This is a genomic window from Ensifer adhaerens (assembly GCF_013283195.1).
Classification (GTDB): domain Bacteria; phylum Pseudomonadota; class Alphaproteobacteria; order Rhizobiales; family Rhizobiaceae; genus Ensifer; species Ensifer adhaerens_G.
This window is the reverse complement of the sequence record NZ_JABEKT010000002.1, coordinates 1330615-1343595: the sequence shown is the minus strand read 5'-3', so window position 1 is coordinate 1343595 and position 12981 is coordinate 1330615. Positions and strand designations below refer to the sequence as shown.

The window sequence follows — 12981 nt, the reverse complement described above, 5'->3', positions numbered from 1 at the left end:
TACCGTGCGGCATTCGTGCGCCCAGAGCGCTCGCTGCCGATTTGATCGTGTTGATCAGCGCGGATGAAACTGTCTCGAAATGCCGTCCGATCGTGCCGAGATCACGTCGAAATGCAGATGCGAGATGGCGAAGCGCGAGCTTGCTTTCCGTGAACGCCAAAGGATGCGGCGCCGTGATTTCCGCACCTCGTTGCGGAGAAGACCCGTTTTCTGTTCTGCCGTCATTGGAGCTGAGAACTGCCTCAACGGACACTCCAAGGTGTTCTGGTTCGGCGCCGGAGGCGGCATTTTGCTCATCGGTCCGATTTGAGTTGTCTGAGGAATTATTCATTTCCTGCCGGCGCTGTTGTTGCATCTAGGATTTAGCGCGGGAAAAGGCGGAAGAAAGGCGTTGACCGGAGCGGCTGCTCACGCGGTCGACGAGATTTGCGTTCCCAGTCTTTGCGACGGGGAACGAAGCGCCAGAGATATCGGGAACCTTACCGGTCCTTCATCGTTCAGTTCTCAATGGTCAATTGAACTTTACTGAGGAGGCGGACATGCGAAAGTCCCTTCACAATTTTCTGGCAGCGGGCCTGCTGGCAGTGGGCGCCCTTTCTGCCCTTTCATCGACGTCATCGGCGCAATCATTGGATCTCTATATAGGTCCGGATGGGCGACCGGACACATGCAGTTCCGCGATCAAGACCGAGACCGCCGATACTACGACGAGGAATATGAGCGGCCGGGTTGTAGCGAACGGCAGGCGCTTCGTCGCGCATCGCGACTTGGTGTACGAGATCCTGAGATCCAGGCGGTAACACGCCGACAGATCGTTGTTGACGGTGAGCGACGTGGGCGGTTCGTGACCGTGGCATTTGCCAATAGGCCCGGTTGCCCGCGCCTCGGCTGAGCGCAACGCCGAGCTCGGATGCTGTACTGACTTCTAAGGCAGCGTCTGCGCGCCATTTCACGACCGGCCCGATGAGGCTTTACCCGCGAATGGGGGCTACGAAGGAGCCGGGCTATTGGTTGCTTCAACCCGCATCGCCGCTATCATCGCTCCGATCGCGAGGATGTTCCTGCAGGACAAGCTATTTCGCTGCCACGCTTCATCTCATGCGCGTGTTGGAGCTGCAACCAATCTCTTCTCTGAGGGAGACAAGTTCTGCATGGAGGCCGCCTTTCATTCGGCTGGCAGCAATCGCACGCGAGAACACTTTTGCAGCCGACCCTTGATCGCCTGCCCAACGATCGTCAGCAACGGCTCGCCACGCACGAAGCTCTCTTCGACGAGATGAGACTGCTCCAGTCGGCCGACGACTTTTTCTGACAGGTGTTTGTCACCAACCAGCCAGTCGCTACCCCCTGGCCGTTCCATGGCCAGACTTCAGTCGCATGGGGGGGGCGACCCTAGTCTGCGGGCCTTTCAGACGATGGTCAGGCGAAGCTTCGTTTAACTCCAAAGTTCAGTGGCGGCTCACCGCGGATACGCTTGCAGCCCGGCCGCCGAGCGCCGCCTGCAACAACCGCTGCCGACATCGACGAGCACCGCCGCCTCGCCTTCAGGGATCATCGCCGATGGGCCGAGTGCCTCTATCGTGGGGAACTATGTGTCCAGTCAGGGCCACCACGGGTCAGCTTGTGCAGGCTCGACGGGTCGACATGCACCGCCAGGATCGCTCCCTCGTCAGGGCTGGAGACTGGCTCCACGTTGTGCGCCGAAGTCACCAAGTCGCGCAACGTCCTCAAGTAGAGAATTGGATGGTTTCCTATCACTAAAGTTATAGTACTTCTGATTGAGGGGCGCAGATTTACATATAGTTACCGATACTATGTAACGGCACCGAGCACTTCAAGAAGCGTGCGCGAATACATGCACGAGAAACCCACGAGGTGAGGACAATCCCGTCGCGACGTTGTCGATATGCGGGCGTAGGCTCCGCACTGAAATCTCCGGATCCCGCCCGAATTCGGCGCAACCAAGCGAGATCGCCTCCACCCTCGTAGAGCCGACCGGCTCGAGCGGCATATAGGACCTTTGCGGGGCGGCCATAGGACTGAGGTCCTATGGCACGCGATATTCTTGGCGCTAAGTGATTGGGTAAGCGGCTTCGCTCTGTTCACCATCGGAAGTCAGCCCGAATTCCACGCGCAGCCCGTTAGTGGCGCGTACTAATCACAGACATCTCTTAGCAGGAAGCTTTTGGGTGAAGTCATGAAAACAATAGGTACAATATTCGTAGCAGCCGCTACGGCATTGTCGGCGGTCTCGGCTCAGGCCGTGCCTATGTCTCCTGTTACGGGCGGCAAGTCTCTCTCTCAGTCCGTCGAGTTTGTCCACCACAAGCCAGGTCACTACGGTGGCCCGCCGCGCTCACGGGGGTACAATGGCTATCGTTACGATGTGGGCCCGCGATACGGCTATTACAATGGCCACCAGGGTTACCGTTACCGTCGGGACGGGTATCGTCGACACAGTGACGGGTGGTGGTACCCTCTCGCTGCTTTCGGAGCTGGAGTGGTTATCGGTGGTGCGATCGCCTCACCTCCCCGCAGGGTCTATTCCAACGCGCCATCAGCGCATGTCGAATGGTGCTTTGACCGGTATCGGTCATACAGAGCCTACGACAACACCTTCCAGCCCTATTATGGACAACGCCAGGAATGTGTGTCGCCGTATTATTGATCAGGACGCCTCTCGCTCCGGGAATGAGCCGTGCCGCTTTCGATGCTTTACATTCGGTAGCCCGCATCGGCCGCAAGTATCCCGATATCGAGCTGCATATTTCCAGTGGCTCGACCAACGACATCATCCGCGGGCTCGAGAACGGCCAAATTAATCTCGATTTTATTCGCCCGGTCGAAAACATCGGCTCGGTCCGTTTCTTCTCGATCGCGCATGAGCGCTACCTGCTGGCGATGGAGAAGAAGAGCGCGCTGCTTACCCGAAGTGAGATCGGCTTCGAGGATCTAAAGGGCGAAAAGATCATCTCGTTCTCGCGGCAGAACCTCTCGCTATTTCGCGGAGAAGTTCGAGGAGCACGATCTTTCGAAGAGTGTCGCCTATACCTGTGACGACACCTTCTCGCTGGTGTCAGCCGGACTTGGCATCGGCTTTGCGCCGGAATGGACGCTGGATCTGCCCAACCGCAACTTCGAGCTTCGGAAGGTGAGGGGCGTCGACTTCCGGATCGGGCTCGGTGTCGCCTGGTCGAAGGACGACCCGACGGCAGCGCGCGACGACATCATCGATATCGCGCGGTCGTTAGTCAGGTCGGGGAAGTGAGGGCGAGGTGGCCAAGGTTGCTCCTGTTCGCAATCCCTTATCAAACGGAGGGGTTTGCCGGTAGCCTCTCTACTAAGGTAGTTAACAAGGCGACGCTTCCTGGACACCTGCCTCTCAGAGTGTGTCCCGTTCTGCGCGAAGATTGGAGACCACGCGCCGATTCTGCACCTTGCAGGAACGCTCCGCGCAGTCGCGCACCTCGCGGTCGTTGCCATAGCCCTTGGCCCACATGCGGCTGGGGTCAACGCCCTTCGAGGCAAGATAGGCCATCGCCACATCGGCGCGCTGCTGCGACAGATCCGCCATCTTCGAGGCGGAGCCGCTGTCGTCGGAGAAGCCCTGCAGCTTGACCAGCCAGCGCGGATTGCTGTTGAGCCAGGTCGCCTGCTTGTCCAGAGTTGCCTTGGCGACGGGGTCGAGCGCGGCCGAATCCTGCGTGAAATAGGTTCGGCGGCCGACATTGAGGATGAAATCCTCCTCGCTGCCAGCCGAGACAGTCTCGAAGCCGGGAGCCGGATCGTCGGTTCTTCCGGTCATCGGCACCGCGGCTGGTTCTTCGACCGCAGCAATCTCGGTGGTGTTGCAGGCGGTCAGCGTCAGGAGAATGGCCGCAGCAGAAAGCAGCCTCATATAGCCAGGCATAGCGGGCATCAGGGCGGTGTTCCTCATTCGACGGGGGTTGTGACCGGAGTTGCTTGACTGACCTCGGGGGCCTTGTCGGCAATGTGTGGCAGGACCTGAACGGCGGTGCCGATCGGGCAGCGCTGATAAAGATCAATCGCATCTTCATTGAACATGCGGATGCAGCCGCTGGAGGCATCCTTGCCGATACTACCCGGCTCCAGCGTCCCGTGGAAGCGATAGCCGGTGTCGATACCATCACGAAGCAGGTACATGGCGCGCGGGCCAAGCGGGTTCTTCGGCGAGCCCCCGTCGACGAACTCAGGCAGTTCGGGGTGACGTTCGCGCATTTCCGGCGGCGGTGTCCAGCGCGGCCAGAGCGATTTGCGGTCGATCGTAGCGCGGCCATACCATTTGAAGCCCTCGCGCCCGACGCCGACGCCATAACGGATGGCAGTCTTGTTCTCCATGATCAGATAGAGAAAATGGTGCCTTGTATCGACAACGACCGTGCCGATCGGCTCGGTGCTGAAATATTTGACGACCTGACGCTGCCATTTCCTGTCGATCTTGGCGAAATTCGTGCTTCGGTAGGTCACACCATTGTCGACTGCAGGGCCGGAAAAATAGGACGTCGCCGCAGCGAAGACCGGTTTTTGGATTGCGCCGGCGCTTAGCAGGGCCAGACCACCAAGCATAATATCCCTGCGGGTGCATTCCATCGGCAATATCCCCCGAAAAGCCAAGCAGCGAGCCGCAGTAAAACAGATTGGTAATTTTCTACAATATAAAATTCCCCGGCATCTCCAGAGAGGTGATTGCACCTATTCCTGCGTGCCGACCACCGGGGATCGTAACGTCGGGGTGTCCATCATGATCAATAGACAGGGCCGCGGCCGCGCTTTGCCCAGCGCTCGGCGAGGTGGGCGTTCTCAAACGGCGTTGACATGTCACTGTCTTCATCAATGGTGCGTGTGTCTACGACCCGTTCTAGGCCTCGTCCACCAGCATAGCCAAGGGAAGTACGGGTTCTTCCTTGACAGTCTTGGTAACGATGTAGGTGAAATAGCGAGCGATGCCGAGCTCCCGGTCAAGCAGCGCATCGATCAGGCGCTGATAGGCGTCGATGTCGGCGGCGACAATTTTCAGGATGTAGTCGACGCCGCCGCCAACCGACCAGCAGCAGACGATTTCTGGAACGTCGCGGACGGCTCGTTCGAACCGGTCGAAGTCAGCCTGGCGGTGGTTGGCGAGCGTTAGCTCCACCAATAAGCTTGCAACCGGGGCCAGCCGCCGCAATGCCACATGCGCATGGTAGCCGCTGATAATGCCAGCCTTTTCGAACTTGCGCAGCCGCATCCAGCAGGCCGTGGGAGACAGGCCCGCCTTATCGGCGAGCGCAAGTTTGGTGATGCGGCCGTCTCGCTGGATGGCATCGAGAATGCGCAGGTCGGTCGCATCAAGCCTCATCACAAACTCCCACACAACTTGCCTGTCAGCTCACTTCAGACCTTGGCGCGCAGCGCGGCCTTTTCGGCATCCATTTCGGCGATGTCCTGGAAGCGGTCGGCAATGCGGGCATGGGCGCGGCCGCTGTCTGAGGCACCGATTGCAACGATGATCTCATCGGGACCCGGCGCGTCGGCGATCTGGAAATTGGCCGTCAGGAAATGCGATCGTTTGCCGCTCTCGCTCTTGTGCATCATCGGCAGGCAAAGCAGCGCGCCGGCTGCGTTGCGGGTGTTCGCGAATTCTAGATAGTTCGTACCGCCGATCGCCTCGCGGAAGGGATTGCCGAAGCGCAGCGTATGGATCATCGCCGAGGCGTGCTCGATTTCACCGTTAACGCCGACTGCAGCTGCCTTGCCGCAAGCCTCGATCCGCTCGGGCTCCATTTGCCGAAGCAGCCGGCTCGTCATTTCGTGGCTGAGCTCACTGGCAATGCGAATGATTTCTGGCCTGAGGTCTTCGACAAATCCGCGGCCGGCCCAGGGGTTGTGGATCACCGCCGCGACCACGACGATATTGACGGGACGGGGCGCTGCCTTGCCGCCTTCCACCAATGTCTCTTCCAGGAAAGTGTAGAATTTTCGAATGCCGATCGTCATGGGATGTGCCGTTGCTGTTTGTTGGGATTGTCTCGCACCCTAGCGGGATCGCCGAATGACGCTTCCTACGTTTCGTCGGATGATGTGCGCATCGGCTTCAACGAAGCAGAGTAGACTTTGGCCTTCGGCACGCGCATGGTTGCTTGATGAATGTCAAGAGGCGAGACGACTTGGATCAGAAGTCCCGGATACTGGCGCTCCGCGACGTCGCCAGTCAGATCAACAGTGGCGGCGATCTTCAGACAGTGCTGCAGCAGCTCATTGCGGCCGCCTGTCGCCATGCGAACTGGTCTCTGGGGTCGATCATGGGCATCGATGCCGCTCATGGTTATGCGCATGTCATCGTGCGCTACGATCCGACGTTGATCCAGCGGGCGCTGCCCGACAAATGGGAACTAGCGACAAGTCCTTCCCTGATCGCGCTGCAACGAAACGAACCCGTCTACATCCGCGACGCGCGCGAAACCGCCGAGTTTCCAGGCTACCGCAAGGAAGCCTTCGAGCGCGACTATCGCACCGTTCTCGTCATGCCGATGAACTGCAGCGATGCGGAAGGCCGGCCGATGGTCCTGAGCGTCATCGCAAGGCAGGTGACGGATGTTACCGAGGACGATCTCGCCTTTCTCGGCACGATCATTCACCTGGGCGCCGTCGCCGTCGAGCGCGAACATCAGCTGGAAGCGCAGAAGGTCTCGGCCCAGCGTCTGGAGCGCGCATTGAAGGCGCATACGTCGCTTCTGGAACATGTGCTGACCGACGGTTCGGTTTCGTCGCTCTCGGCCATGGTTGGAACGATGCTTCCCAATCCGACGGTCGTCGTCGATTTCACCGCGAACCAGGTCATGGCGGGCAAGTCGCCGAATGTGACCTTGTTCGACGATGCTGGTTGGCAGGAAGCGGCCTCGACCGTCCTTGCCCGGCCGCTGATGAAAGCAGCGCGTGACGCTGTCGAGAAGGGGACGACCGAGGGAACGAGCCTGTTCCTGGATGACGGCAAGCAGCGCTTCCGGATCAGCGCGCGTATCGAGGGGCTGATGGTCGATATGCAGCTCGTCGGGGCGCTGATCATCTTTCCGACATTGCGGGAGTTCAGCGAACTCGACCTCCTGATGCTCGACAGCGCCAAGTTTGCGCTGAGCGTGCAGATGATGCGCAGCTTTATTCGCTTTCGTTTTGAGACACGGACGCAGACCGAGCTCTTCTTCGAGGTGGTCGAAGGGCGTTGGCGCAACGCGAACGACATATCCCAGCGTGCGCAGCGTCTGGGGTTCAGTTTCGCCGCCCCGCAGCAGATGATCGTCGTCGATTTCCCGGAAAAGACCAAGGCGTTCGGCGGCGCGTCCGTCGATGTCGAGCACACGCTATCACGCATCCTGCAGCAGGCGTCGATGCAAGCGAACCTTGTTGCCATCGACGGCGGAGTGGTTTGCCTGGTTCCGCCGGAAACCGGCAAGCGACAGGAGCGTATGGCGAAGCTCACGCGCCGCATTGCCGAAGAACTCGGTCGTTACTTCGACGAGGAACCGATCGTAGTGGTCGGCAATCGTTGCTCCACGCTTGGTGACTATCCTGCCGCCTGGGAGCGTTGCACGCGCATGATCGGGATCGGTCGCTCCTTCGGCTTGAACGGGGCGATATCGGCCCAGGATTTCGGTCCCCTTCCGATGCTGGTAGCAGCCTGCGACGCGGGCGATGTGCGCGGCTTCGTCCAAGAAAGCATCGGCGCGATCGCCGACCACGATCGCGAAAACGGAACGCCCTATCTCGAGACCTTGTCGATCTATCTGCAGGAGGGGTGCCGTAGCCAGGCCTGCGCAGATACGATGGGTCTGCACGTCACCACGCTGCGCTACCGCCTGACGCGGATTCAGGAACTCTTCGGCATCGATATCGAGACGCCGGAAAAGCGATTTGCCGTCGAACTCGCCCTTCGCCTGCACGGTGTCATCGACAACCGTTCCTCGGCACGCGCCTGATATTTCTCATCCCGCTGAAGTACCCCTTGCGATAGGGTCGCCATGCTGTTTTTTGGCTTCTGTTGCCCTGCTAGGGATCGGTGAAGAAGTTCTCGATCTCTTCCTATGAAGTCACGGAAGAACAGCCGTGATCGCCACGATAGCCTCCTCTCAATGTAATCGAGAGGAGGTACGAACGCATGGTGATCGAAGATGCATCGACGGACACGCCGATAGATCCCATTGCGCTGCGCCGCGCCTTCGGGACTTTCGTGACCGGTGTCACTGTTATCACGACCCGCGACGAGGATGGCATGCCTCGCGGCATGACGGCGAACTCCTTTACCTCCGTCTCACTCGATCCACCGTTGCTTCTGGTCTGCGTCGCGAAGTCGGCATCGAGCTACCAAGCCTTCACCAGCGCGGGATGTTTTGCAGTCAACATCCTGCACGAGGGACAGGTCGACGTCTCCGGTACCTTTGCCTCCAAGGCGCAAGACAAATTCCAGTCGGTGACGCACGACAACATTCACACAGGCGCGCCGGTGCTGACCGATAGCCTGACCTGGTTCGACTGCACCACCTTCAGCACGGTCGATGCCGGCGACCATGCGGTTCTGATCGGCCAGGTGCGCGCTTTCGGGACGAGCCCGACCGCGCCGCTCGGTTTCTGTCGCGGCCGCTATGCGAGCGTCAAGGATCCGCTGCCGAACGGCTGGCTTGCTTCTCATGGAATGATCATCGGCTACCTGATCGAAGCGGGTGATCGCCTGTTGCTGCGCGCGGATGGCAAGGGGGGATGGGTGTTGCCCTCGGCGCGGCGTCGCAAGGCGGATAGCCAGCTCGTCGTCGATGGTGGCGATGCGCTTCGTCTCGTGCCGGAGGAGACCTTCCTCTACTCCGTCTTCGACGTCGCCGACAGCGATCCTGGCTATCTCGTCTACCGCGCGCGGCTCGCCGGTGAGGGGACAAATGTGCCCGGTGATCTCCGGTTCTTTTCTCTCGACGATCTGCCTTACGACGCGATCGGCACCCACGAACTGCGATCCATGCTGCGGCGCTATGTGCGTGAGCGGCAGGCGGGACGCTTTGGCATCTACATGGATAGCAATGACGGCGGCCGCGTCGCGATGATCGACGGTGAAGCCCGTGCCTGGCTTCAGGCCTCCCAAGACCAAGGACAATGACATGAAAACGACAGTCAGTTCCATTGAAGGCTCGCGCCAGCCCCTGTTTATCGGCGGGCAGTTCGTGGCGCCGAAGAACGGCAAGTACATACCTAGCTTCGATCCGACGACGGGTGAGCCCTGGTATCACTTTGCCGAGGCGGATGCTGATGATGTCGAGGCCGCCGTGGCCGCCGCCAACGCCGCCTTTCGCAACCCGGACTGGCGGCGCATGACACAGACCGATCGCGGCGCGCTGATGCGCCGGCTTGCCGAACTCGTCCGCGCCAACGCCGATACGCTCGCGGAAATCGAGACGCGCGACAATGGCAAGCTGCTCAAGGAAACCCGGGCGCAGATGCGCGCCATGCCCGACAGCTACTACTACTTCGCCGGCATGGCCGACAAGCTGCAGGGCGAAACGATCCCGATCAACCGGCTCGATACGTTGAACTTCAATCTTCGCGAGCCCTTGGGCGTCGTCGGCATGATCACGCCGTGGAACTCGCCGCTGATGCTCTTGACCGGCACGCTGGCGCCTAGCCTTGCGATCGGCAACACCGTCGTCATCAAGCCCTCGGAACACGCAACGGTCTCGACGCTGGCGCTTGCTGAATTGATCCACGATGCGGGCTTCCCGGCCGGTGTCGTCAATATCGTGACGGGTACGGGAAAAAGCGCCGGCGAGGCGCTGACCCGTCATCCCGGTGTCGCTAAGTATGTCTTTACGGGCAGCACGGCCACTGGCCGGCGCATCGCTGGAAATGCGGCCGAGAACCTTGTTCCCTGCTCGATGGAGCTCGGCGGCAAGTCTCCCAATGTGGTCTTCGGTGACGTTGACATCGAGCACGCTGTGAACGGCGTCGTCTCTGGTGTCTTTGCCGCGGCCGGTCAGACCTGCGTGGCCGGTTCACGATGCTTCGTCGAGGCGCGCGTCTACGGCAAGTTCATCGATGCGCTCGTTGCCAGGACCGAACGCATCCGCGTCGGCCTGCCGACGGTCGACGACACGGATATCGGTCCGCTGGCGCTCGCCGACCAGCTCTCGAAGGTGGAAGGATACATCGTGTCCGGCGTCAAGGAAGGGGCGAAGATCGCAACCGGCGGCCGCCGCCCTGAGAGGGAAGGGCTTGCCGAGGGAGGCTGGTACTTCGAGCCGACCGTCATGATCGATGCGCAAAACGACATGTCCTTCATGCGTGACGAACTCTTCGGCCCGGTGGTCGGTGTCATGCCGTTCCGTGACGAGGAGGAGATGATCGAGCTTGCCAACGACACGCGCTATGGCCTCGCATCCGGCATCTGGACCAAGGACATCGATCGGGCGCTGCGTTTCGCCAACCGGATCGACGCCGGCACGGTCTGGATCAACACCTATCGCTCCGCCTCGTTCATGTCCGCCAACGGCGGCTTCAAGGAAAGTGGCTACGGCCGGCGCGGCGGCTTCGAGGTCATGCACGAGTTCTCGCGGCTGAAGAACGTCATCGTCGACTACTCCGGCGCCATGCAGGACCCCTTCATCATTCGCCTGAAATAACAGCAGAAGCACGGGCACAGGAAAGGCAGAAACCATGAAGTTCGCAGTCTCCCTCACGATGGAACGCTTCTCACCGGACGTGCCGATGGAGCGGGTGAAAAGCAACCTGCTTCAGCTCGCGCGAATTGCCGACGAAGGTGGTTTCGAGGCCCTCTGGACGGCTGAACACCATACGCTTGAATGCACGATCTCGCCGAACCCGTTCCAGACGCTGGTCTGGCTTGCCCAGCACACCGATCGCATCCGGTTGGGCACATCCACGCTGGTGGCACCCTACTGGAACCCGATCCGGCTCGCAGGCGAGTCGGCGCTTTGCGACCACCTGACCAATGGTCGCCTGGAGTTCGGTATCGCGCGCGGTTCCTACCAATACGAGTTCGACCGCATGGCAGGAGGCATGCCGCAGCAGGAAGGCGTCGCCTACATGAAGGAGATCGTGCCGGCGGTTAAAAAGCTCTGGTCCGGCGACTATGCGCATGAGGGGCAATACTGGAATTTTCCGGTCACTGCGGCGGTGCCAAAACCCCTGCAGCAACCCCATCCGCCAATCTGGGTGGCGGCGCGCGATCCTGGAACCTTCGACTGGGCGGTCGCCAACGGCGCCAGCATCCTGTCAACGCCGCTCTCTGCGCCAGCCGCAGAAATTCAGGTACTGTCCGACAAGTTCCGCAAGGCGGTCGCTGACCACCCGGAAGTGCCGCGGCCGCGCTTCATGATGCAGCGCCGGACCTGCGTCTACGACAGGCCGGATGGTTGGGAACTCGCCGTCAAGCGCAGCATGGACTACGGCCGCGCCTTCGAAAACCTGATGCAGAACATTGGCGCGGTACACAACGGGTTCCCCGAAGCCGTGCCTTACGAAGCGGTCAAGGGCAAGGATAACTACAATCCGGAAAATATCCGCAAGAACCTGATGTTCGGGACTCCGGACGAGGCGATCGAGAAGCTGCTCGCCTACGAGGCCGCCGGCGTCGATCAATATTGCCTCGGCCTGACCTTCAACCTGCCCTTCGAATTGCAGAAGCGCACGCTTGAGCTGTTCATCACCGAAATCATGCCCTTCTTCGCAGCCCGCGAAAATGAGCAGAAGCGCGTCGCGGTGGGACGCTGACGATGGCAGGGATGCAGCGTCATACGATCGGCGAGGTAACGCTCAACTACCGCATCGACGGGGACGGCGAGCCGCTTGTCTGCATTCACGGCGTCGGATCCTATCTGGAGGCGTGGTCGGGCGTGGTCGAGCGGCTGAAGGATCGGTTCACGATCCTGACCTTCGATCTGCGCGGCCACGGCCAATCAAGCCGGGTGACCGGGCGATACGAGATCGACGACTTCGTCAACGAGACGTTGACGCTTGCCGACCGGGCGGGCTTTCCCACCTTCAATCTCGCCGGCTTCTCGCTGGGTGGCCTGATTGCCCAGCGCCTGGCTCTGACCCACCTTCAGCGACTGCGCCGCCTGGTTCTTCTGTCGACCGTCGCCGGTCGCACGCCGTTCGAGCGCGAGCGCGTTCTTGAGCGCCTTGCAGCGCTCAGAGCCGGGACCCCTGCGGATCACCACAATGCATCGCTGTCGCGCTGGCTGACGGAGGGCTTCCAGGAGCGAAACCCCGAGGTCATCGCTAGGCTCAGGTCGCGCGACGCCCAAAACGATCCGGATTGCTATGCCTCTGCTTACCGGGTGCTGGCAGAGACGGATTTCGGCGGATTTCTCGACCAGATCCGGTGCCCGACGCTGATCGCCACCGGCGAGGACGATGCCGGCTCCAATCCGCGCATGGCCAGTTACATGCACGAGCGCATTCCCAGGTCCGAGCTTCGGATCCTGCCAGGCTTGCGGCATTCGATCCTGATCGAAGCGCCCCACGTCATAGCGGATCTGATGGGTGAATTTCTGAGCCAGGGAGTGACGGTCAATGGATGAGGCGCTGCAGAGAAGGGGAGAAACCATCCGGCGCAAGGTGCTCGGTGACGACTACGTCGATCGGGCGATCAAAAACAGCGATGCTTTCTCGCGCCCCTTCCAGGATCTGCTGAACGAGTATTGCTGGGGCACCGCCTGGACGGACGAGAGGCTCGATCTGAAGAGCCGAAGCCTGCTCAACCTTGGAATGCTCGCCGCGCTCAACCGCATGCATGAATTCGGCATCCATTTCCGCGGGGCGATCCGCAACGGCCTGACCGACGAAGAGCTTCGCGCGGCGCTCGTCCAGATCGCGATCTATTGCGGCATTCCCGCGGGCGTCGAGGCCTTCAGGGTCGCACGCAGTGTCCGTGACGAGATGGACCAGAAAGGCGAGTGCTGACTTCCACTGTTTCTAGGAAGG

12 protein-coding genes and 1 pseudogene are annotated in these 12981 nt (G+C 60.6%); 8 read left to right on the top strand and 5 right to left on the bottom strand.

The window, feature by feature from the left end:
- Positions 1–1165: 1165 nt before the first annotated feature.
- Entirely contained in the window at positions 1166–1360 is a 195-nt protein-coding gene (locus LPJGGPFB_RS22515) for a hypothetical protein (protein ID WP_173422111.1), read from the bottom strand.
- An 837-nt stretch (positions 1361–2197) separates the two neighbouring features.
- Between LPJGGPFB_RS22515 and LPJGGPFB_RS22510 the strand changes: the two genes are divergently transcribed.
- Entirely contained in the window at positions 2198–2668 is a 471-nt protein-coding gene (locus tag LPJGGPFB_RS22510) for a BA14K family protein (RefSeq protein WP_173422110.1), read from the top strand.
- Positions 2669–2724: 56 nt separating this feature from the next.
- Positions 2725–3268 (top strand): annotated as a pseudogene (locus tag LPJGGPFB_RS22505) (LysR family substrate-binding domain-containing protein); the annotation flags it as partial.
- Between the two features lie 114 nt (positions 3269–3382).
- On the opposite strand, the gene LPJGGPFB_RS22500 reads toward LPJGGPFB_RS22505, so the two are convergent.
- From LPJGGPFB_RS22500 to LPJGGPFB_RS22485, 4 genes are all read right to left on the bottom strand, one after another.
- Positions 3383–3937: an OmpA family protein gene (locus LPJGGPFB_RS22500; RefSeq protein WP_173422109.1), complete on the bottom strand. Its 555-nt coding sequence runs from the start codon at positions 3935–3937 to the stop codon at positions 3383–3385.
- A complete protein-coding gene (locus LPJGGPFB_RS22495; protein WP_173422288.1) occupies positions 3934–4611 on the bottom strand; it encodes a L,D-transpeptidase in 678 nt (225 codons plus the stop codon). The genes LPJGGPFB_RS22500 and LPJGGPFB_RS22495 overlap by 4 nt, the downstream gene beginning before the upstream one ends.
- 268 nt (positions 4612–4879) lie before the next feature.
- On the bottom strand, positions 4880–5359 hold the full coding sequence (locus LPJGGPFB_RS22490; protein ID WP_173422108.1) for an Lrp/AsnC family transcriptional regulator: 480 nt from the start codon (positions 5357–5359) through the stop codon (positions 4880–4882).
- 35 nt (positions 5360–5394) lie between these two features.
- The gene (locus tag LPJGGPFB_RS22485) at positions 5395–5997 is read right to left on the bottom strand and encodes an amino acid synthesis family protein (RefSeq protein WP_173422107.1); all 603 of its coding nucleotides are present in this window, start codon (positions 5995–5997) and stop codon (positions 5395–5397) included.
- Positions 5998–6167: 170 nt separating this feature from the next.
- On the opposite strand from LPJGGPFB_RS22485, the gene LPJGGPFB_RS22480 reads away from it, so the two are divergent.
- From LPJGGPFB_RS22480 to LPJGGPFB_RS22455, 6 genes are all read left to right on the top strand, one after another.
- Positions 6168–7973 (top strand): helix-turn-helix domain-containing protein, encoded by a 1806-nt coding sequence (locus LPJGGPFB_RS22480; protein WP_173422106.1) that lies wholly within the window; start codon positions 6168–6170, stop codon positions 7971–7973.
- A 179-nt stretch (positions 7974–8152) separates the two neighbouring features.
- Positions 8153–9139, top strand: a complete 987-nt coding sequence (locus tag LPJGGPFB_RS22475; RefSeq protein WP_173422105.1) for a flavin reductase — start codon at positions 8153–8155, stop codon at positions 9137–9139.
- Between the two features lies 1 nt (position 9140).
- Complete coding sequence (locus tag LPJGGPFB_RS22470; protein ID WP_173422104.1) at positions 9141–10655, top strand: aldehyde dehydrogenase; 1515 nt, start codon at positions 9141–9143, stop codon at positions 10653–10655.
- A 34-nt stretch (positions 10656–10689) separates the two neighbouring features.
- Entirely contained in the window at positions 10690–11766 is a 1077-nt protein-coding gene (locus tag LPJGGPFB_RS22465; RefSeq protein ID WP_173422103.1) for an LLM class flavin-dependent oxidoreductase, read from the top strand.
- Between the two features lie 2 nt (positions 11767–11768).
- Entirely contained in the window at positions 11769–12578 is an 810-nt protein-coding gene (locus tag LPJGGPFB_RS22460) for an alpha/beta fold hydrolase (RefSeq protein ID WP_173422102.1), read from the top strand.
- Positions 12571–12960: a carboxymuconolactone decarboxylase family protein gene (locus tag LPJGGPFB_RS22455; protein ID WP_173422101.1), complete on the top strand. Its 390-nt coding sequence runs from the start codon at positions 12571–12573 to the stop codon at positions 12958–12960. Before LPJGGPFB_RS22460 ends, LPJGGPFB_RS22455 begins: the two co-directional genes overlap by 8 nt.
- The last annotated feature ends 21 nt before the right edge of the window (positions 12961–12981 follow it).